General features: G+C 74.2%; 19 protein-coding genes. 6 read left to right on the forward strand and 13 right to left on the reverse strand.

The features are described 5' to 3' along the window. Positions 1-33: 33 nt before the first annotated feature. Positions 34-1,287: a lycopene cyclase family protein gene (locus GA0070604_RS16425; protein WP_091118733.1), complete on the reverse strand. Its 1,254-nt coding sequence runs from the start codon at positions 1,285-1,287 to the stop codon at positions 34-36. 83 nt (positions 1,288-1,370) lie between these two features. On the opposite strand from GA0070604_RS16425, the gene GA0070604_RS16430 reads away from it, so the two are divergent. Then, positions 1,371-1,631, forward strand: coding sequence for a hypothetical protein (locus tag GA0070604_RS16430; RefSeq protein WP_091118734.1), 261 nt, complete (start codon positions 1,371-1,373; stop codon positions 1,629-1,631). A 53-nt stretch (positions 1,632-1,684) separates the two neighbouring features. Here GA0070604_RS16430 and GA0070604_RS16435 read toward each other — a convergent pair whose 3' ends face one another. Further along, a complete protein-coding gene (locus GA0070604_RS16435) occupies positions 1,685-2,950 on the reverse strand; it encodes an MFS transporter (RefSeq protein WP_244161940.1) in 1,266 nt (421 codons plus the stop codon). A gap of 123 nt (positions 2,951-3,073) precedes the next feature. Beyond that, a complete protein-coding gene (locus tag GA0070604_RS16440) occupies positions 3,074-4,765 on the reverse strand; it encodes an AMP-binding protein (protein ID WP_091118735.1) in 1,692 nt (563 codons plus the stop codon). A 148-nt stretch (positions 4,766-4,913) separates the two neighbouring features. On the opposite strand from GA0070604_RS16440, the gene GA0070604_RS16445 reads away from it, so the two are divergent. Next, positions 4,914-5,777: a response regulator transcription factor gene (locus tag GA0070604_RS16445; RefSeq protein ID WP_244161941.1), complete on the forward strand. Its 864-nt coding sequence runs from the start codon at positions 4,914-4,916 to the stop codon at positions 5,775-5,777. Between the two features lie 102 nt (positions 5,778-5,879). On the opposite strand, the gene GA0070604_RS16450 is transcribed toward GA0070604_RS16445, so the two are convergent. Further along, positions 5,880-6,125 (reverse strand): DUF6767 domain-containing protein, encoded by a 246-nt coding sequence (locus GA0070604_RS16450; RefSeq protein ID WP_141721308.1) that lies wholly within the window; start codon positions 6,123-6,125, stop codon positions 5,880-5,882. A gap of 408 nt (positions 6,126-6,533) precedes the next feature. Between GA0070604_RS16450 and GA0070604_RS16455 the strand changes: the two genes are divergently transcribed. Both GA0070604_RS16455 and GA0070604_RS16460 read left to right on the forward strand, forming a co-directional pair. After that, complete coding sequence (locus GA0070604_RS16455) at positions 6,534-7,022, forward strand: hypothetical protein (protein ID WP_091118738.1); 489 nt, start codon at positions 6,534-6,536, stop codon at positions 7,020-7,022. 89 nt (positions 7,023-7,111) lie between these two features. Then, positions 7,112-7,762, forward strand: coding sequence for a class F sortase (locus GA0070604_RS16460; RefSeq protein ID WP_091118739.1), 651 nt, complete (start codon positions 7,112-7,114; stop codon positions 7,760-7,762). Positions 7,763-7,871: 109 nt separating this feature from the next. Here GA0070604_RS16460 and GA0070604_RS16465 read toward each other — a convergent pair whose 3' ends face one another. The 3 genes from GA0070604_RS16465 to GA0070604_RS16475 all read right to left on the reverse strand — a co-directional run bounded on the left by GA0070604_RS16465 (position 7,872) and on the right by GA0070604_RS16475 (position 10,853). Then, positions 7,872-8,918 (reverse strand): phosphotransferase family protein, encoded by a 1,047-nt coding sequence (locus GA0070604_RS16465; protein WP_091118740.1) that lies wholly within the window; start codon positions 8,916-8,918, stop codon positions 7,872-7,874. 66 nt (positions 8,919-8,984) lie between these two features. Next, positions 8,985-10,229: an MFS transporter gene (locus tag GA0070604_RS16470; RefSeq protein WP_091118741.1), complete on the reverse strand. Its 1,245-nt coding sequence runs from the start codon at positions 10,227-10,229 to the stop codon at positions 8,985-8,987. Between the two features lie 3 nt (positions 10,230-10,232). Beyond that, positions 10,233-10,853, reverse strand: a complete 621-nt coding sequence (locus GA0070604_RS16475; protein ID WP_091127186.1) for a DsbA family protein — start codon at positions 10,851-10,853, stop codon at positions 10,233-10,235. A gap of 352 nt (positions 10,854-11,205) precedes the next feature. On the opposite strand from GA0070604_RS16475, the gene GA0070604_RS33050 reads away from it, so the two are divergent. Further along, positions 11,206-11,694 carry a histone H1 gene (locus GA0070604_RS33050; RefSeq protein WP_208602081.1) on the forward strand — a complete coding sequence of 163 codons (489 nt, stop codon included), beginning with the start codon at positions 11,206-11,208 and terminating at the stop codon, positions 11,692-11,694. A 137-nt stretch (positions 11,695-11,831) separates the two neighbouring features. On the opposite strand, the gene GA0070604_RS16485 is transcribed toward GA0070604_RS33050, so the two are convergent. Further along, the gene (locus tag GA0070604_RS16485) at positions 11,832-12,776 is read right to left on the reverse strand and encodes a hypothetical protein (protein WP_141721309.1); all 945 of its coding nucleotides are present in this window, start codon (positions 12,774-12,776) and stop codon (positions 11,832-11,834) included. A 75-nt stretch (positions 12,777-12,851) separates the two neighbouring features. On the opposite strand from GA0070604_RS16485, the gene GA0070604_RS16490 reads away from it, so the two are divergent. Further along, positions 12,852-13,277, forward strand: coding sequence for a YchJ family protein (locus GA0070604_RS16490; protein WP_091127187.1), 426 nt, complete (start codon positions 12,852-12,854; stop codon positions 13,275-13,277). 89 nt (positions 13,278-13,366) lie between these two features. On the opposite strand, the gene GA0070604_RS16495 is transcribed toward GA0070604_RS16490, so the two are convergent. The 5 genes from GA0070604_RS16495 to dgoD are packed head-to-tail and all read right to left on the reverse strand — an operon-like array spanning position 13,367 to position 17,939. After that, positions 13,367-13,903: a gluconokinase gene (locus tag GA0070604_RS16495; RefSeq protein ID WP_091118743.1), complete on the reverse strand. Its 537-nt coding sequence runs from the start codon at positions 13,901-13,903 to the stop codon at positions 13,367-13,369. Beyond that, on the reverse strand, positions 13,893-15,122 hold the full coding sequence (gene manD / locus GA0070604_RS16500; protein WP_091118744.1) for a D-mannonate dehydratase ManD: 1,230 nt from the start codon (positions 15,120-15,122) through the stop codon (positions 13,893-13,895). Before manD ends, GA0070604_RS16495 begins: the two co-directional genes overlap by 11 nt. 27 nt (positions 15,123-15,149) lie before the next feature. Further along, the gene (locus tag GA0070604_RS16505) at positions 15,150-16,166 is read right to left on the reverse strand and encodes a sugar kinase (RefSeq protein ID WP_091118745.1); all 1,017 of its coding nucleotides are present in this window, start codon (positions 16,164-16,166) and stop codon (positions 15,150-15,152) included. Further along, positions 16,163-16,786 (reverse strand): bifunctional 4-hydroxy-2-oxoglutarate aldolase/2-dehydro-3-deoxy-phosphogluconate aldolase, encoded by a 624-nt coding sequence (locus GA0070604_RS16510; RefSeq protein ID WP_091118746.1) that lies wholly within the window; start codon positions 16,784-16,786, stop codon positions 16,163-16,165. Before GA0070604_RS16510 ends, GA0070604_RS16505 begins: the two co-directional genes overlap by 4 nt. A 4-nt stretch (positions 16,787-16,790) precedes the next feature. Beyond that, positions 16,791-17,939, reverse strand: coding sequence for a galactonate dehydratase (gene dgoD, locus GA0070604_RS16515; protein ID WP_091118747.1), 1,149 nt, complete (start codon positions 17,937-17,939; stop codon positions 16,791-16,793). Positions 17,940-17,941 lie beyond the last annotated feature (2 nt).

A 17,941-nucleotide genomic window follows, 5' to 3' on the forward strand; every position in this document is an offset into this window, starting at 1 on the left:
CCGGCGCGGCACGAATGCCCGGCAGACCGCCGGCTACGAGCCGGACCGGCCCGCCGCCCGTGACCCGGCCTCCGGAACGCCGGTGGCGGCGCGGCCCGGCCGGGCGCACAGCCGGTCGACGGTGTCACCGAGCACCGCCGCGGTCATCGGCAGCCACGGACTGGACCGCATCACCGCCAACTCCTCCACCGGGCTGGTGACGCCGTCGAGGAACCGCAGCACCCGCTCGGGCGGGTTACGGTCGAACAGCCGCGTGAAGAACTCCACCCCGTCGACGTGCCCCCGGTCCAGGGCCCGCAGCGCCACCGCGTCCAGCCACCGGTGCCGCCGGGGATACGCGGGCGCCGGCACCGGCGGCCGGCCGGCCGCGAGGGAACGGGCGATCTGGTCGGCCTGCCGCAGCATGGCCGAGAAGGTGAAGCCGGTGGACGGGCGGGTGGCGCCGCCGGCGGTGCCGAGGCGGACCACCCGGGGCGACGGGCGGGTGACGAACGGGCCGTCGGTCATCGGGATGACCCCGTGCTCCACCTCGCGCACCCGCAGCGCGGTCAGGTCCAGTCCGATTCGGCCGGCGTACCCGCGCAGCGCCGCGTCGTACGCCGCGTCGGCGAGCACCGCCGGCGAGAACTCGGTGTACTCGACCAGCGCGTACCGGTCGCTGACCGGCAGCACGTAGCCGAAGGAGACACCCCGGGCAGGCTGCGGGGTGCGGAAGTCCATCAGTACCGCCCGGTCCGGATCGAACACCGGCCGGTCGGCCGCCAGCCACCATCCCCGGAAGTGCTGCAACCACCGGGTCCGCCCGGGTCGCTCCGGTGGGCGAGGGCGCGAGTCGAGCACCCAGCCGGCCCGCAGCAGCACCCGCCCGTCCGGGTCGCGGACCGTCACCCGGTCGCCGTCGTCCTGCAACGCCCCGGCCGGCGTGCCGATCCGCACCGCGCCGAGCCGGCGCTCGGCGGCGGCAGCCCGGTCGTAGACCGGGGCGGAGCGCAGCATCGCGTACCGCAGCGGGGCGAGCGGCAGGACGCGGCGGCCGGCGGGCGTGACCACGTCGACCCGCGACCAGCTGGCGTTCAGCAGCGGGTCGAGTTCGCCGCCCGGGGTGCCCCAGAACGCCCAGGTGCGGTCCTGGCCGCGCCGGTGCACCGGGTCGACCACGGCGATCCGCGGGCCGGCGACGTCGTGCCGGTCCAGGGCGGCCAGCACCAGGGCGGCGGCGCCACCGCCGCCCAGCAGCGCGAGGTCGACGTCGACCGGGGATGCGTCCACCCGCCCACGCTGCCACACCGTCGGCGGCGGGGCCGCGCCGGGCCCGTTTGCCCAGGTCCGACAGGGGAAACCGAGGGCCCGACACGGGGAGGAGCGAGACCATGAAGATTCACGACCCGTCCAGCCAGGCCATGCAGAAGGACTACGAGATCTCCGACCTCGAACGCCTGATGGGCAAGAAGGACTGGAAGAACTACGACGACGTGATCAACTGGCTGAAGAAGGAGGGTGACGACGACCGGCGGTTCACCCCGGGCGAGGTGCAACACATGATCGACGACTTCTCCCGGGCCCGGGACAAGAAAATGGACTTCGTACGGGACCCCGAACAGCTCTACCAGAAGCTGAAGAAGGGCCGGTAGACGTCGCCTCGACCGCCGTCGGGGCCGTCTCGCGACGGTCCCGACCGGCCCCCTCAGCCGACGCTCGCCGGGGTTTCCGGCGCCGTGGCCGCCGGTTCGGCGTACGCGGCCGCGACCGTCGCCCGGTCGAAGACCCGCCAGGTCAGCGCGATCACCGCCAGCGCGACCACGAAGCCCACCCAGTACGGCGCGGTGATCCCGAACCGGGCGGCGACCATCCCGCCGAGCAGCGCGCCGACGCAGTTGCCACCGGCGGCGATGAACAGGTTCGTGCTGCCCACCCGGCCCATCAGCGCGGGCGGGGTGAGCCGCTGGCGCAGCGAGTTCGCCACGATGTTCCACAACGCGCTGTGCACCCCGAAGACGAACAGCGCCACCCCGACGACCACGGCGCTGCGCGAGGCGGCCAGGGCCAGGTGCAGGCCGGCCTCGATCAGCAGGCCGATCCGGATCGTCCAGGTGGCGGTGATCGCGGCGATGAGCCGGTCACCGACGGCCGAGCCGAGCAGCCCGCCGACCGCCAGGCAGGTGAACAGCGCGCCGTAGCCGACCGAGCCGAGGCCGAGCCGTTCGGTGGCCAGCAGCACCAGCACCGCGAGGGCCGCGGTGAGGGTGACGTTGAGCATGCCGATCAGCAGGGTCATGGTGCGTAGCAGCCGCTGGGACAGCAGCCAGCGGAACCCTTCGGCGACCTCCGCCCGGACCGAGCGGCGTCGGCCCGGCTCCGGCGAGCCGCGGTACGACCCGGCGACCAGGCCGACCAGCACGGCACTGAGCGCGTACGTGCCGGCATTGACGCCGAACGGGATCGAGGCGGCCACCACGAAGAGGAACCCGCCGAGCGGGCCGGCGACCATGTTCTGCATGACCTGGGTACCGCCGCCGAGCCAGCCGTTCGCGCGTTCCAGCCGCGACCGGAGCACCACCGCCGGCACGATCGCCTGGGCAGCGCTGCGGAACACCACCTCGCCGGCGTTGACCACGAACAGCACCGCGTAGAGCAGCGCCACCCCGGCCCGGCCGGTCACCATCGCGGCGGTCAGCACCACCAGGACGCCCACCCGCACCCAGTCGATGACCACCATCAGCCGTCGCCGGTCCACCCGGTCCACGAGCACCCCGCCGGGCAGCGAGAACAGCAGCCACGGCAGCCACGCCACCGCGGCGCCCGCCGACACGACCAGCGGATCGTCGGTCCGCGACGCGACGTACAGGGGCGCGGCCACGATGGCCATCCCGCTGCCCAGCGCCGACATGGTGCTGGCCGCCCACAGTCGCGCGAAGCGCCCGTCCAGCCGGTCCCCCGCAGTCCCCCTCACGGCGAGGGAACCTACCAGCGGTCACGGTCGCCGGACCGCAATGGCCGACTCCGGGTACGGCAATAGGTGGTCTCGCGGTTGGTTATGACCGCAACATGCCGCACACGGAGTCGGCGGGGCGACTCAGCGGAAGTCCTCCTCGCGGTACTCGCCGGCCGGCCGCGTCCGCGCCCCGGCGTGCTTGTCCCGCTCGGCAAGGCGCAGCTCGGTACGGCGGATCTTCCCCGAGATGGTCTTCGGCAGCTCGGCGAACTCCAACCGCCGCACCCGCAGGTACGGAGCCAGCCGCTCCCGCGAGTGCGCGAAGATCGCCGCCGCGGTCTTCTCGTCCGCAGCCCACCCGGGGGCCAGCACCACGTACGCCTTCGGCACCGCCAGACGTACCGGGTCCGGTGACGGCACCACCGCCGCCTCGGCAACCGCCTCGTGCTCCAGCAGCGCGCTCTCCAGCTCGAACGGTGACACCCGGTAGTCGGACGCCTTGAACACGTCGTCGGTGCGCCCCACGTACGTCAGGTAGCCGTCGGCGTCCCGGGAGGCGATGTCCCCGGTGTGGTAGTAGCCGTCCCGCATCGCGGTGGCGGTCAGCTCGGCGTCGTCGTGGTAGCCGGCCATCAGCGCGGTCGGCCGGTGCGCCAGGTCGAGGCAGATCTCCCCGTCGTCGCCGGGCTCGCCGGTCACCGGGTCGACCAGGGCCACCACGTACCCGGGCAGCGGACGCCCCATCGAGCCGGGCCGCACCGGCTGCCCGGGCGGGTTGCCGATCTGCGCGGTGGTCTCGGTCTGCCCGTACCCGTCCCGGACGGTCACCCCCCAGGCCGCCTCGACCTGCTCGATCACCTCCGGGTTCAGCGGCTCCCCGGCGCCGACGACACTGCGCGGCGGCTTCCCGAGCCGGGTCAGGTCCGACTGGATCAGCATCCGCCACACGGTCGGCGGCGCGCAGAAGCTGGTCACCCCGCAGCGGTCCATCGCCGCCATCAGCCCGTTCGGATCGAAACGGGAGTAGTTGTAGACGAAGACCGTCGCGCCCGCGTTCCACGGTGCGAACACGTTGCTCCAGGCGTGCTTCGCCCAGCCCGGCGAGGAGATGTTCAGGTGCACGTCGCCGGGGCGCAGCCCGATCCAGTACATGGTGGACAGGTGGCCCACCGGGTATGAGGCGTGGGTGTGCTCGACCAGCTTCGGCCGGGCGGTGGTGCCCGAGGTGAAGTAGAGCAACAGCGGGTCGTCGGCCCGGGTCACCCCGTCGGGCGTGAACATGTCCGACTCGTCGTACGCGTCGGCGTAGGCGTGCCAGCCGGTAACCGGCCCGCCGACCGCGATCCGGGTGTAGTCGCCGGGCGTCTCAGCGAACTTGTCGGTGTGTTCCGCCCCGACCACCACGTGCCGGGCCGCGCCCCGGTCCAGTCGGTCGGCCAGGTCAGCCGGGCCGAGCAGCGGCGTCGCCGGGATGATCACCGCGCGCAGCTTGATCGCCGCCAGGATCGTCTCCCAGAGCTCCAACTGGTTGCCGAGCATGAGGATCAGCCGGTCGCCAGCCCGCACGCCCCGCGCCCGCAGCCAGTTCGCCACCCGGTTCGAGCGGCGGGACAGCTCGGCATACGACCAGCGGGCCTCTCCCCCGTCGGCCTCGACGATCCACAGCGCGGTGTCGTCGTTCTCCGCGGCGAGCACGTCGAACCAGTCCAGCGCCCAGTTGAACTCGTCCAGTGCCGGCCAGCGGAACCTCTCGTACGCGGTCTCGGGGTCCTCGCGGTGCGCGAGCAGAAAGTCGCGCGCGGCGCGGAAGGCGTCGGTGCCGGCGGTGGCCATGGAGGGTGTCCTTCCTCTGTCTGCTGGACGCGCGGCGAGGGGACGGGGCCGCGCGCAGTAGCCTGATCCTCGATCGGGTGACGCGCCTCTCACCACCCCCGGATGGGGGTGGCCGGGCGGCCCGGCGGATCTTGGTGAGGTGATGAGGGTGGGGCGGCTCTTTCCCCGCGACGATGCCGACGAGATCCGGGGCGCGCTGCTGGCCCTGCGCCGCGGCACCGGGCTGCCGGTCGCCTTCGGCGGGCTGGTGCGGCCCGGGGCAGCGCATCGGATGATCATCACCGAGCTGACCGGCACCACCACCGGAGCGCTGCGCGGGTTGGCCGTCGCCGCCGGCGCTGGGCTGGGCGGGAAGGCCCTTGCCCTCGGTCTGCCGTTTCGGGTCGACGACTACCCGGTGGCCCGCACGATCAGCCACGAGTACGACGCGCCGGTCTTCGCCGAGGGGCTGCGCTCGGTGGTGGCCGTACCGGTGGTGACCGGCCGGGAGGTGCGTGCCGTCCTCTACGGCGCGGTCCGTCAGCGGTTACCCCTCGGTGACCGCCTGGTCGCCGCCGCGGTGGACGTCGGCCGGAACCTGGAACGCCGCCTCGCCGACCGGGACGCCGCCCGCGCGGCGCTGGCCGCTCTGCCCACCGCGCCGGCGCGCACCGAGCGGGACCCGGACGGGCCGGGATGGGAGCAGGTCCGGCAGGCCCACGCCGAGCTGCGCGGGCTGCTACGCCGGGTCGACGACCCGGAGCTGCGCGACCGCCTCGACGCGGTCGCCGACCGGCTCGCCGGCGCCGTCGCGGGGCCCGACCGCCCGGCCCCGGCGGTGGCCCTGTCGCCGCGGGAGATCGATGTGCTGGCCTGCGTGGCGCTGGGGTGCACCAACGCCGACGTCGCGGCGCAGCTCGGGCTACGCCCGGAGACGGTGAAGAGCTACCTGCGCTCGGCGATGCGCAAGCTGGGCGCGCACACCCGGTTGGAGGTCGTGGTCGCGGCCCGCCGGGCCAGGCTGCTCCCCTGACGAGTGATCCGCCAGAGGCAGTAAGCAGGCGAGGAAACACCTTCCCGGTGACTGGGGGCAGCGCCAGATGCGCCGTCACATCCGCTAGAGCGTCCTAGGAGGCTAGCTTTCGCGCTGGTGGCTGCGGGTTGCGGGACGTGGTGCCGGTCGGGGCCGCCGCGTCCCGGCCGTGGCCAGTCTGGCCCGGTGCACCCCCTCCCGCAGTTCGTCGTCCCCCATCACCAGATAGACCAGCGGGCAGTCCTGCGGCCCGGTGACATCGAGCTGGCACAGGGTGCACGGCTCCCCCGGCCGGATCGGGCAGCTCGCCGCCGGCCTGGCCGTTCTGCTCGCAGTGCTCACGTTCACCACAGTCCTCCCCACCGACCGGAACCGCCAGGGTCGTTGGTCACGAGGCCGCGGCCTTCTCTCGGCCTGGGCCGGGCCTCAATCGACTCCGTGTGCGGCATGTGGCGGTCTCGGCAGGTCCGGAGACCGCCGGTTGCCGGACCTGGAGTGGATCACGCCACGGGCCCGCCGAAACGGGACAGGCCGGCGCAGTGGGCACGCGCCCCCGGTTCTCCGGACGCGGCTGGGCGGGCATGCCCGACGCTCTCCGGCGGGAGGGAAGACATGGGACAGCAACGAAGATTTCTCATTTACGCCGAGTGACCGTCGCAACCCTCCTAGTGTTGGCCACACCGGTGCTAGTCACGGAGTTGGCCACCCGAACGGCGTCCCAAGCGGTCAGCGGACGAAAAGTGAGGGAAGACGCGGATGAAGGCACAGAGAATTCTCGGATCGACGGCGGTCGGCGTGGGCCTCGGCACGCTCCTGCTCCCGGCCGCCGCGCTCGCGGACACCACCGTCTCACCCGCCACCACCCCGGTCGGCGGGACCGTCGTCCTCACCACGACGGAATGCAACCCGAAGGACGGTGACGCGCTCTTCCACGTCACCGGACCCGACCGGGACCAGAACGTCCGGTCCACCACGGCCGCGGCCGGGGGCGGACTGAGCGCCGAACTCTTCACCGCCGGGTTCACCCTCGGCACGTACACGGTCACCACCACCTGCGGCAACGGCAGCAACGGGGGCACGGCCACCTTCACCGTCACCCCGATCGGCGGTGCCCCGGCCGGTGCCGGCGGCAAGGACGGCGACACCGGCGTGCTCGTCACGGGCGGCGCGCTGGCCGCCGTGGCGGTCGCCGGCGGGACGTACGCGCTGGTGCGCCGCCGACGGCGCCCGACCACCGCCGCCTGACGGCCTCGCCACACCATCCCTGGGCGAGGAGGCCCGCGCCGGACCTGGTCCGGCGCGGGCGCCGCCCACGCCGGACCGGAGGTGGGAACCTGTCGCCGAAGAGCAGCAGCGCGGACGGGCCGTCGAAGGCCCGCACGGCCGCGGTCGTCGCCGCGGTCACCATCGCCGGAGCGACCGGCGCCGGTCTGGTCGCCGCCGGTCTCGGCACCACCGCCCTCCGGCCGCCCCAGCCGGGGGCCTCGGCGGCGCCGACCGCCGAACCCTCCGGCTCACCCGGGCCGGTGCTGCCCCGTTCCGAACCGGCCCGCGTCACCATTCCCCGCATCGGCGTCGACGCCGCCATCGTCCCGGTGGCCACCAACGACGACGGCGAACTGGAGGTGCCACCGCTGGACCACCCGGAGATCGCCGGCTGGTACCGCCCGGGCCCCACCCCGGGCGAGGCGGGCAACGCCGTGCTGGTGGGGCATGTGGACTCGCAGAACGGCCCGGCGGTCTTCTTCGACCTGGGCCGGCTACGCCCCGGGGACACGGTACGGGTCAGCCGGGCCGACGGCCGGGTCGCCACGTTCACCGTGGACGGTGTCGGGGCGTACCCGAAGGACCGCTTCCCCACCGAGCGGGTTTACGGCGGCGACCCGGAGGCGCGGCTGCGCCTGATCACCTGCGGCGGCCGCTTCAACCCGCGCACCGGCAGCTACCCGGACAACATCGTGGTGTTCGCCACCGCCACCCGCTGACCCGAGACAACCGTGGCGGCACGACGCCCCGGGCGCAATCGCCGGAGGCGGCCAGCACGACCAGCAACGACTCCACGATCGCCCTCGACCCGGGCCGGCCGGCGAGCGGCTACGGTCTGTCGAGGTCGGACAGTTCCTGGTCGAGCAGCTCGGCGAGGCGGGTCACCCGCCACGGCTCGGACTCGGCCGTGATCGCCCGGCTGGGCATCTCCACGGTCATCAGCAGGTAGAGGTAGAGCCGGTACAGGCCCAGTCGGCGGCGTACGCCGGCATCCAGCGGGAACGGCCTGATCGTCCGGTACGCCCGCACCACCGGATGGTCCGGTTCGTCCTCCGTACGCCGGAACAGCAACGGTGAGACCAGGTCCATCAGCGGATCGCCCCAGAGATAGCGCTCGCCGTCGACCAGGCCGCTGAGCCGGGGCGTGCCGTCCGGGACGTCCACCGCGAGCACGTTGCCCGCCCAACAGTCGAAGTGCAGCAGCGCCGGGCGGCGCACCACGTCGAGGACGTGGGCATGCCGGTCGACCAGTTCCCGGATCCGGCCCGCCGGCAGCGGCAGTGGCACCCGCCAGTCGGCCGCGTCGGCGAGCATGTCGTCCAGCATGGCCAGGTAGGCGTCCCGCCAGGTGTCGGCGCAGGCTCGCCCGCCGTCGTAGCCGTACCGGTCGCCGGTGACCCCGTGCAGGGTGGCGAGTGCGACGCCGAACTCGGCCTCGACCTCCGTGGTGTCGACACCGGCCTCGGTCAGCTCCCACAGCGTGCGACCGGGCAGCAGGCCGGTGAGCAGCCAGTCGCCCAGCGCCGGATCGCTGCCGTGGTGCAGCAGCGGCGCGGCCGGCACGGTGGGCGCCCCCTCGGCGACCAGCCGCAGGTAGCGGGCCTCGGCGCCGATCATGTCGTGCTCGTAACGCAGCAGCGGCACGGACGGCGGCGGCCCCACCTTCAGCACCACGGCCTGCCCGTCGTCCAGGGTCACCCACCAGACGGCGGCGAACCCGCCGCCGGTCAGCGGGCCGCACCCGGTGACCCGGGGCGTGGGACCGAGAGACGCCGCGACGTAGCGACGGACCTGGTCCGGGTCGAGGCGGCGTTGGGTGGGGCTCGATCCGGCGTGCCCCGCCACGCCGACGGCATCGTTTGTCGACAGCTCCATCTCGTGCTCCAGGCTAACGGCCGATGCCGCCGCGTGCTGCCCCGGGAAGCGCGGCGTGGGACACCCTCACCCGGCCCGTAGAGCCGGGGCTCCGGGCGCGGCGGCCGGTGCCGGCCGCGTCGCGCCCCGCACCACCGAGCCGATCCCGACCGCCGCGGCCGCGTAGAGACCGGCGAAGACCAGCCAGCCCACCGACCCGCCGTCGACGATCAGCCAGGTCAGCAGCACCGGGCCGAGCATCCGGGTCAGCGGCACCCCGCTGCCGAAGAAGCCCTGGTACAGGCCGTGCCGGTCGGCCGGCGCCAGGTCGAAGCTGAGCTGCCAGGCGCCCGCGCCGTGCGCCATCTCGGCGTACACCTGGGCGCCGGCGCCGAGCAGCAGGATCACCGCCGCCGCCCAGGGCACGGTGGCGGCGGCCGAGAGCGCGAAGAGTCCACAGGCGACGGCCATGGTGACGCCGGCCCGCCGCAGCGAGCGCACCGCGCCCGCCGGATTCACCACCCGCCGGGCCACCCGCACCTGGGCGAGCATCACCGCCGCCGTGTTGACCACCAGCAGCGCCGCCGCCAGCCAGGACGGTGCCGCGGTGCGCCGCGCCACCCAGAGCGGCAGCACCAGGCTGAGCAGCGGAAGGTACAGCATCATCACCGCGTTCAGGGCCGTCAGCAGCGCGTACGGCCGGTCCCGGAGCACCGCGAGGCGACCGCCGCCGGCCCCGGGACGGGCCGCCGCGGGTCGCCGCGCCGGGAGCCGCCACAGCAGCAGCGCCGCGACCAGGAAGGCCACCGCGTCCACCGCGAGCACCGACCGGTACGCCCCGGCGGTGTGCGCCCAGAGCGCCAGGCCGCCGAGGGCCGCCCCCAGGCCGAGCCCGGCGTTGACCACCGCCTGCAGCCGCGCCCGCACCTCGGTATGCTGGGCCGGCTCCACCAGCCGGGCCAGCAGCGCCTGGCGTACCGCCGCCAGGCCGGTCTGGCCGCTGCCGTACAGGGCGGCCACCAGGACGAAGGCGGCCGGCTGGCGGACCAGCAGGAACGCGGCGACGGCCAGCGCGGTGCCGACCGCCAGCAGGACCGCCACCAGACGGGCGTCGCGCCGGTCCGCCGCGTGTCCCGCCGGCACTCCGGCCAGCAGACCGACCGCCCAGCCGACGGACAGCCCGAGCCCGACCTGCCCGGGTGACAGGCCGACCACCTGGGTGAAGTAGAGCGCGGAGGTGACGAGGAAGGCCCCCTCACCGATCGAGTTGCCCAGCTGGGCCAGGGCGAGCGTACGCGCCGGTCCCGGTTGGGGCAGCAAACGGCCGGGCACGGGTCAGCGCTCGATCGGCCGGCGGGTGCGCGCCCGCTTCAGTTCGAAGAAGCCGTCGGTGCCGGCGACCAGCAGCACCCCGTCCCAGAGCCGGCCGGCCGCCTCGCCACGCGGGATCGGCGCCACGACCGGCCCGAAGAAGGCGTTCACCCGGCCGTCGGGGCCGGTGACGTGGATGGTGGGGGTGCCGAGATCCTCGCCGACCGGCTCCAGGCCGACGTGGTGGCTGGTTAGCAGGGCCTCGTCGTGGTCGGTGGAGTCGGCGGCGTCGGCCAGGTCGACGGGCAGGCCGACCTCGGTCAGCGCGGCCACGTACAGCTCCCGGCCGATCGGCGCCCGCTCATGGTGGATCCGGTTGCCCAGCGCGGTGTAGAGGTCGCGCAGCACCTCGGGGCCGAACTTCTGCTCGGCGGCCACGGCCACCCGGACCGGGCCCATGCCGGGCCTGAGCCACTCCCGGTACCACTCCTCCAGCCCGTCGCGCCCCTCGTTGAGCACGGACAGACTCATCACGTGGAACCGGACCCGCACATCGCGGACCTGCTCCACCTCCAGCAGCCACCGGGAGGCGTTCCACGCCCAGGGGCAGCGCGGGTCGAACCACATGTCGGCGGTCGTCGTCATCGTCTCGGTTCCCTGTCCGGTCTCGGTCACGTATCTGACGCTAGGCCGGGAAGCGGCCCAACAGCAGTGCCGATCGGCGCACCGATCTCTGGGCCAATCGTCAACCGACCGCAGCTCGGTATTCGGAGAAGCCACTCCTTGCGATCCACTTCATGTCCCGCAAGTGGTGGTCTCCGCCGCCACTGTGACCGCCACATGCCGCACCCGGAGCCGATCAAGGAGCGGAGGGCGCGCGGTGTTTGACCCCGGGCGCGGCGGGAAGACACGCGCGCCGCGCGGGCCGGTCGGCCCGACGTCGCCGGACGGCACCCACCACCGTCCGGGGCCGCGGCGCAGCAGCGAGGGAGGAGCGATGGCCCAGGCGGTCACCAGACCCAGCAGCGCTCGGAAGGCCACCGGGGCGCGAAAGGCCCCGATGCCGAACAAGGCGGCGGCGAAGAAGGTCGCGACCGCCACCAGACGGGCGACCGGGGCGACCGCGGCCAAGACGCCGGGCGGCAAGCCCACCCCGACGACCGCCCGGGCCGCGAAGAAGAAGGACACCGCGGCCACCACCGCCACACCCAGCCGACGGCCGACCGCCAAGGCGACCGCCGCGAAGAAGGCGACGACCGCGAAGAAGGCCCCCGCCACCAAGGCGGCGGCGAAGAAGGCTCCCGCCACGCGGGCCACCGCGAAGAAGGCGACCGCACGGAAGGGCACGGCCCGCAAGGCCACGGCGAAGAAGGCCGCGGCCACCACCCGGGCCCGCCGGATCGCCGAGACCCGGACGCCGGCGAAGAAGGCGACCACCATGGAAACATTCGGCAACCGGCGTACGCCCCGAACAAGCGCCCGCTAATCCCACCCCGCCCGCCCGGCGCCCCGGCGCCCCGGCGTGCGCAACATCAGGGAAGTTGCTGTCTCGCGGCGCGGGGAGGCAGCAACTTTCCGGAAGTTGTCGCGTCCGGAGGCGGGTCACGACGGGAGGCGCCCCGGTCAGGGGGCGGTGAGCAGGCCGACCCGTTCGGCGGCGGCAGCGGCGCGACGGCGGTGCACCTCGCCCGCCTCGGCGGCGAGTTGGTCCCGCAACCGGTCGACCGCCGTGCCGGCCCGGTCGACCGCCTCCCGCGCCCGGCGGATCCGGCCGCGTACGGCGAGGTCGGTGAAGATGTTGTCGAGGAAGATGTCGGTGAAACGGGTCAACTCGCCCACCTCCAGTTCCGGCGCGACCCACCCGCCGGGCAGCCCGGCCAGCTCGGTACGCAGCACCGCCAGCCACCGGTCCGCGACCCGGGCCGCCGCCGCGGCGTCGTCCATCCGGTCGTGCTTCATCACGCTGCCCACGAGTCCGCCGCCGAAGAAGGTGTCGTAGGTGGACCAGCCGTCCGCCCTGGCCAGGCGGTCGCGTACCGCCGCCAGGGCGGTCCGGGCAGCCGCCGCGGCGCGGGCCGCCTCCTCGACCCGTCGGGCCCGGGCGGTGAGCCAATCCTGTTCGGCGGCCAGCGCGGCGAGGCGATCCGCCCGGCGGTCCCGGCCGGCGCGCAGCAGCCGTTCCCGCTCGTCGAGCAGGGCCGCGTACGCCGCGGGCGCGCCGGCCAGCTCGGCGTGGCGTGCCTGGGCGGCCCGGTGGTCGCGACGCAGCCCGGCGAGGCGTGCCCGCGCGTCCGCCTCGCGCCGGGCGGCCAACTCGGCCTCGGCGCGTTCCCGGGTCAGGTCGTCGTCGCGGGTGCCACGCAGGGAGGCGACGACGCGGGTGAGCGAGCGGCCTTCGAGGCGTTCGACGTCCTGCTGCTCCCGCTCGTACGCGTGGCGCAGCCCGTCGAGTTGCCGTTCCGCCTCCTCGACGCTGCGGCGCAGCAGCTCGACCTGCCCGCCGACGGTCTCGTGTTCGCGTACCCGTTCGGCCGCCTCGGCGAGCCGTCGCCTCACATCCCCGTCCACGAGGCCATTGCAGCGCGGCCGCGCAAGCCCGTACCCGGCGGACCCGGCCGGCCGCCGCTGCGGCAGGATGGCCCCGTGGCGAGACGTGGCGCAGGCCGGGGCGCGGCCGAAGGGGCGAGCGGGGCCTGCCCGTGCGGGACGGGCCGGCCGTACCCGGACTGCTGTGGCCCGATCCACCGGGGCGTGTCGACGGCGGCGACCGCCGAGGCGCTGATGCGCTCGCGGTTCAGCGCCTTCGCCGTCGGCGACGTCGACCATCTGCTGCGTAGCTGGCACTCCTCGACCCGACCGGCGACGCTGCGGTTGGATCCGGGGCTGCGGTGGCTGCGGCTGGAAGTCCTCGGCAGCGACCGGGGCGGGCTCTTCGACACCGCCGGCACGGTCCGGTTCCGCGCCCACTACCGGGAGGCGGGCCGCCCCGGAACGCTGGAGGAGCACAGCCGGTTCGTCCGGGAGGACGGCCACTGGACCTACCTCGACGCCGTACCCGACCGACCCTGACGGCACCGCGGGCCTGTCCGGGCATGGCCCGGAAACGCCGAGGTCCGGCCCCGACACAAACGCCGAGGCCGGACCCGGTAGGACCCTGATCAGCGGCCGGGGGCCGGTGCGCGCAGCGGCAGGCCGAGCCGGTCGATCGCCGCCCGGACGAGTTCGTCCGGCGTCGCCGCCACCTCCAGCACCACCCCGGACTCGTCCGGGTCGAGGTGCTCCAGGGTCGCCCGCTGCGAGTCGAACAGGCTCGCCGGCATGTAGTGCCCGACCCGCCGGTCCAACCGTTCCCGCATCAGCTCCGCCGCCCCGTCCAGGTGCAGGAACTCCACGCCCGGCGGCCCCTGCCGCAGCACGTCCCGGTAGGCGCGCTTCAGCGCCGAGCAGGCCAGCACGGTGGAGACCCCCTCGGCGTGCCGCTCGGCCATCCAGCCGGCCAGGGCGCGCAGCCAGGGCCAGCGCGCCGCGTCGTCCAGCGGGATGCCGGCGCGCATCCGCGCCACGTTGGCCGCCGAGTGGAACTCGTCGGCCTCGGCGAACCGCAGGCCGGTCAGTTCGCTGATCCCCCGGGCCACCGTCGTCTTGCCCGCTCCGGACACGCCCATCACCACGATGTGCCGGGGCTCACCAGTCATGGACGGTGCCGTCCTTGAGCCGGTTGTAGGGCAGGTACGCCGGCTGGTACGGGAACTTGGCGGCGGCCTCCTCGTCGAGTTCGACGCCGAGGCCGGGCTGCTCCCCGGGGTGCAGGTAGCCGTCGGTGAAGGTGAACGACTGGCGGAACACCTCGTTGGTGAGCGGGCCGTGCTGCATGTACTCCTGGATGCCGAAGTTGTGGATGGCCAGGTCCAGGTGCAGCGCGGCGGCCATGCCGACCGGCGAGATGTCGGTGGGGCCGTGGATGCCGGACTTGATCTGGTACTGGGCGGCGAAGTCGAGCAGCTTGCGCATGGCGGTGATGCCGCCGGTGTGGGTCACCGCGGACCGGACGTAGTCGATGAGCTGTTCCCGGATCAGCGTCTGGTAGTCCCAGACGGTGTTGAACACCTCGCCGATGGCCAGCGGCGTGGTGGTGTGCTGGCGGACCAGCCGCAACGCCTCCTGGTTCTCCGCCGGGGTGCAGTCCTCCAGCCAGAACAGGTCGTACGGTTCGAGCGCCTTGCCGAGCTTGGCGGCCTGGATGGGGGTCATCCGGTGGTGCCCGTCGTGCAGCAACGGCAGTTCGGGGCCGAACTCGTTGCGGACCGCCTCGAAGACGCCGGGCAGGTGGCGCAGGTAGGCGCGGGTGTCCCAGTCCTCCTCGGCGGGCAGCGGGGTGCGCTGGGCGGGCTCGTAGTCGTAGCGCTTGCCGTCGGCGCTGGGCTGGGCGGCCACCCCGTAGACGGCGTTGATGCCGGGCACCGAGGTCTGCACCCGGATGGACCGGAAGCCCAGCTCCAGGTGGTGCCGGATCGAGTCGAACAGCTCGGGCAGGTCCCGCCCGGAGGCATGCCCGTACGCCATGATCCCGGTCCGGGAGGCGCCGCCGAGGAGCTGGTAGAGCGGCATCCCGGCGGCCTTGGCCTTGATGTCCCAGAGGGCCACGTCCACCGCCGCGATGGCGGCCATGGTGACCGGGCCGCGCCGCCAGTACGCCGACCGGTAGAGGAACTGCCAGGTGTCCTCGATGCGGTGCGGGTCCCGCCCGATCAGCAGCGGGACGACGTGGTCGGCCAGGTAGGACGCGACGGACAGCTCCCGCCCGTTGAGGGTGCCGTCCCCCAGCCCGGTCAGCCCCTCGTCTGTGGTGATCTTGAGGGTGACGAAGTTGCGGTCGGGGCTGGAGACGATGACGTCCGCTGCGACGATCTTCACGCGGATTGCCTTTCTCGAAGGGTGGGGTCAGCGAATGGTGTCGCCGGGCTGCCGGGAGTCCAGGAGGGACAGCTCGTCGCGGCGCGGCAGGGCCTCCCAGTCGCCATGCCCGGCGACGGCGAACGCGCCGAGGGTGACCGCGCGGCGCAGCCGCCCGGCCAGGTCGAGTCCGTCCAGGTGGCCGGAGAGGTAGCCGGCGGTGAAGGCGTCCCCCGCGCCGACGGTGTCGACCGCCGTCACGGGCAGCGCCGCCGCCTCCAGCCGGCCGTCCCGGGTGTACGCGCGGGCGCCGTCGCCGCCGAGCTTCACCAGCACGGTCGACACGCCCCGGTCGAGCAGTTCGGCCACCACGGTCGGCTCGTCGGCGCCCGGCGTGCCGACGAGATCCAGCTCGTCGGCGGAGGCCACGACGACCGAGACGTGGCCGGCGAGCGGGGTGAGCACGGCCCGGGCGGCGTCCCGGCTCCACAGCTTCGCCCGGTGGTTGACGTCGAGGCAGACCAGCGCACCGGCCCGGGCGGCGGCCCGCGCCGCCCACGTCGTGGCCTCCCGGGCGCTGTCGGACAGCGCCGGGGTGATCCCGGTCAGGTGCAGCACCCGCGCCCCGGCCGCCAGGGCGGGACGCAGGTCGTCGACGCGCAGCGCGGACCCGGCCGAGCCGGCCCGCTGGTAGATGACCCGGGTCAGGTCGGCGGTGCGCCGCTCCAGGAACATCAGCCCGGCCGAGCGCTCCGGGTCGCGGATCACGTGGGTGACGTCCACGCACTCGGCGCGCAGCTGCCGCAGCAGGAATCCGCCCAGCTCGTCGTCGCTGACCCGGCCGGCGAAGGCCGCGCGGTGGCCGAGCCGGGACACGCCGATGGCCACGTTGCACTCCGCCCCGGCCAGGTGCGGGTGCAGCGGGCCGCCGGCGGCGATCGGCCCGGCCGAGCGCAACGACACCAGGGACTCGCCGAAGGTGAGCAGGTCGACGCCGGCCCCGGTGCGGGGGCCGGGTAGGCGCGGGCCCGGCTCGCGTACGGCGTCGAGGTCGGCGGCGGTCATGCGACGGCGGCGAGGTAGGCGCGGGCCCGCTCGCGCAGGGCGTCGAGGTCGCCGCCGGAGGCGGCGTCACCGACCAGCGGCCCGCCCACGCCGACGGCGATCGCCCCGGCGGCGAAGTATCCGGGCAGGTCGGCCAGACCCACCCCGCCGACCGCGACGAACGGGATGTCCGGGAACGGGTCGCGCACCGCCTTCAGGTACGCCGGACCGCCCACCGACACCGGGAACAGCTTGATCGCCGACGCTCCCATCCGCATCGCGGTGTACGCCTCGGTCGGGGTGAACGCTCCGGCGGCGACGGGCAGGCCGCGCCGGGCCGCCGCGGGGATCGACTCGACCACGGCCGGCGTGACCACGAACTGCGCGCCCGCGGCGGCCACGTCCGCGACGTCGGCGGCGGTGAGCACCGTCCCGGCGCCGACGAGGGAACCGGCGGGCGCGACCGCGCGCAGCGCCTCGATGGCCGAGGCCGCGTTCGGCGTGGTCAGGGCCACCTCGACGATGCGTACGCCCTCTTCCAGCAGCGTGGTGCCGGCGGCGATCGCGCCGGCGGTGTCGGTGCCGCGGATGACCGCGAGGATCCGGGTGTCGGCGAGTTCGGAGACGAGATTGACAGTCATGCGATCACCATTCCGCATAGGAGCCGTCGCGGTGCCGCCAGGTGGGGCTGCGCCAGGCGTGCCCGCGCTTGTCCGCCACCCGCACCGCGGTTTCGTCGATCTCGATGCCGAGGCCGGGTGCCGTGAGCCGCTCGACGTAGCCGTCGACGAAGGTCAGCGGCTCCTTGTCGAGGCAGTAGTCGAGCACCTCGGCGCCGAGGTTGTAGTGGATGCCGATGCTCTGCTCCTGGATCAGGTAGTTCGGCGTGGCGAAGCCGACCTGGAGACAGGCCGCCAGGGCGATCGGGCCGAGCGGGCAGTGCGGGGCGAGCTGCACGTCGTACACCTCGGCCAGCGCGGCGATCTTGCGGACCTCGGTGATGCCACCGGCGTGCGAGAGGTCCGGCTGGGCGACCGCGATGCCGGCCTGGAGCACCGGCAGGAACTCCTGCCGGTTGTAGAGCCGCTCCCCGGTGGACACCGGTGTGGTGGTGGCGCGGACCAGCTCGCCGATGAGGTGCGAGTTCTCCGGGACGACCGGCTCCTCCAGGAAGAACGGCCGGTAGGGCTCGAGCAGCGGGGCGACCCGGCGGGCGGTGGCGAGGCTGAACCGGCCGTGGAAGTCGACCGCGACGTCCCGGTGGTCGCCGAGCACCTCGCGGGCCGCGGCGACCCGCTGGACCACGCCGTCGAGCTCGGCCACCGAGGCCATCGGGCTCATCGGGCCGGAGGCGTTCATCTTCACCGCGGTGAGGCCCGACTCGACGGCGGCGCTGATCTGGTCGCGTACCTCGCTGGGCTCGTCGCCGCCGACCCAGCCGTACACCCGGATCCGGTCCCGGACCGGGCCGCCGAGCAGCTGGTGCACCGGGGCCCCGTAGTGCTTGCCGGCGATGTCCCACAGTGCCTGGTCGAGGCCGGCCACCGCGCTGGCCAGGATCGGCCCGCCGCGATAGAAGGAGCCCTTGGTCATGACCTGCCAGTGGTCCTCGATCCGCAGCGCGTCCCGGCCGATCAGCAGTTCGCTGAGCTGCTCGACGGCGGTGCGGACGGTCTCGGACCGGCCCTCGCAGGTCGCCTCCCCCCAGCCGACGATCCCGTCGGTGGTCTCGACGCGGACGAAGAGCCAGCGGGGGGCGACGAGGAAGGTCTCGATGCGCTCGATGGTGGTCATGC

This window comes from Micromonospora eburnea, from assembly GCF_900090225.1.
Lineage (GTDB): Bacteria > Actinomycetota > Actinomycetes > Mycobacteriales > Micromonosporaceae > Micromonospora > Micromonospora eburnea.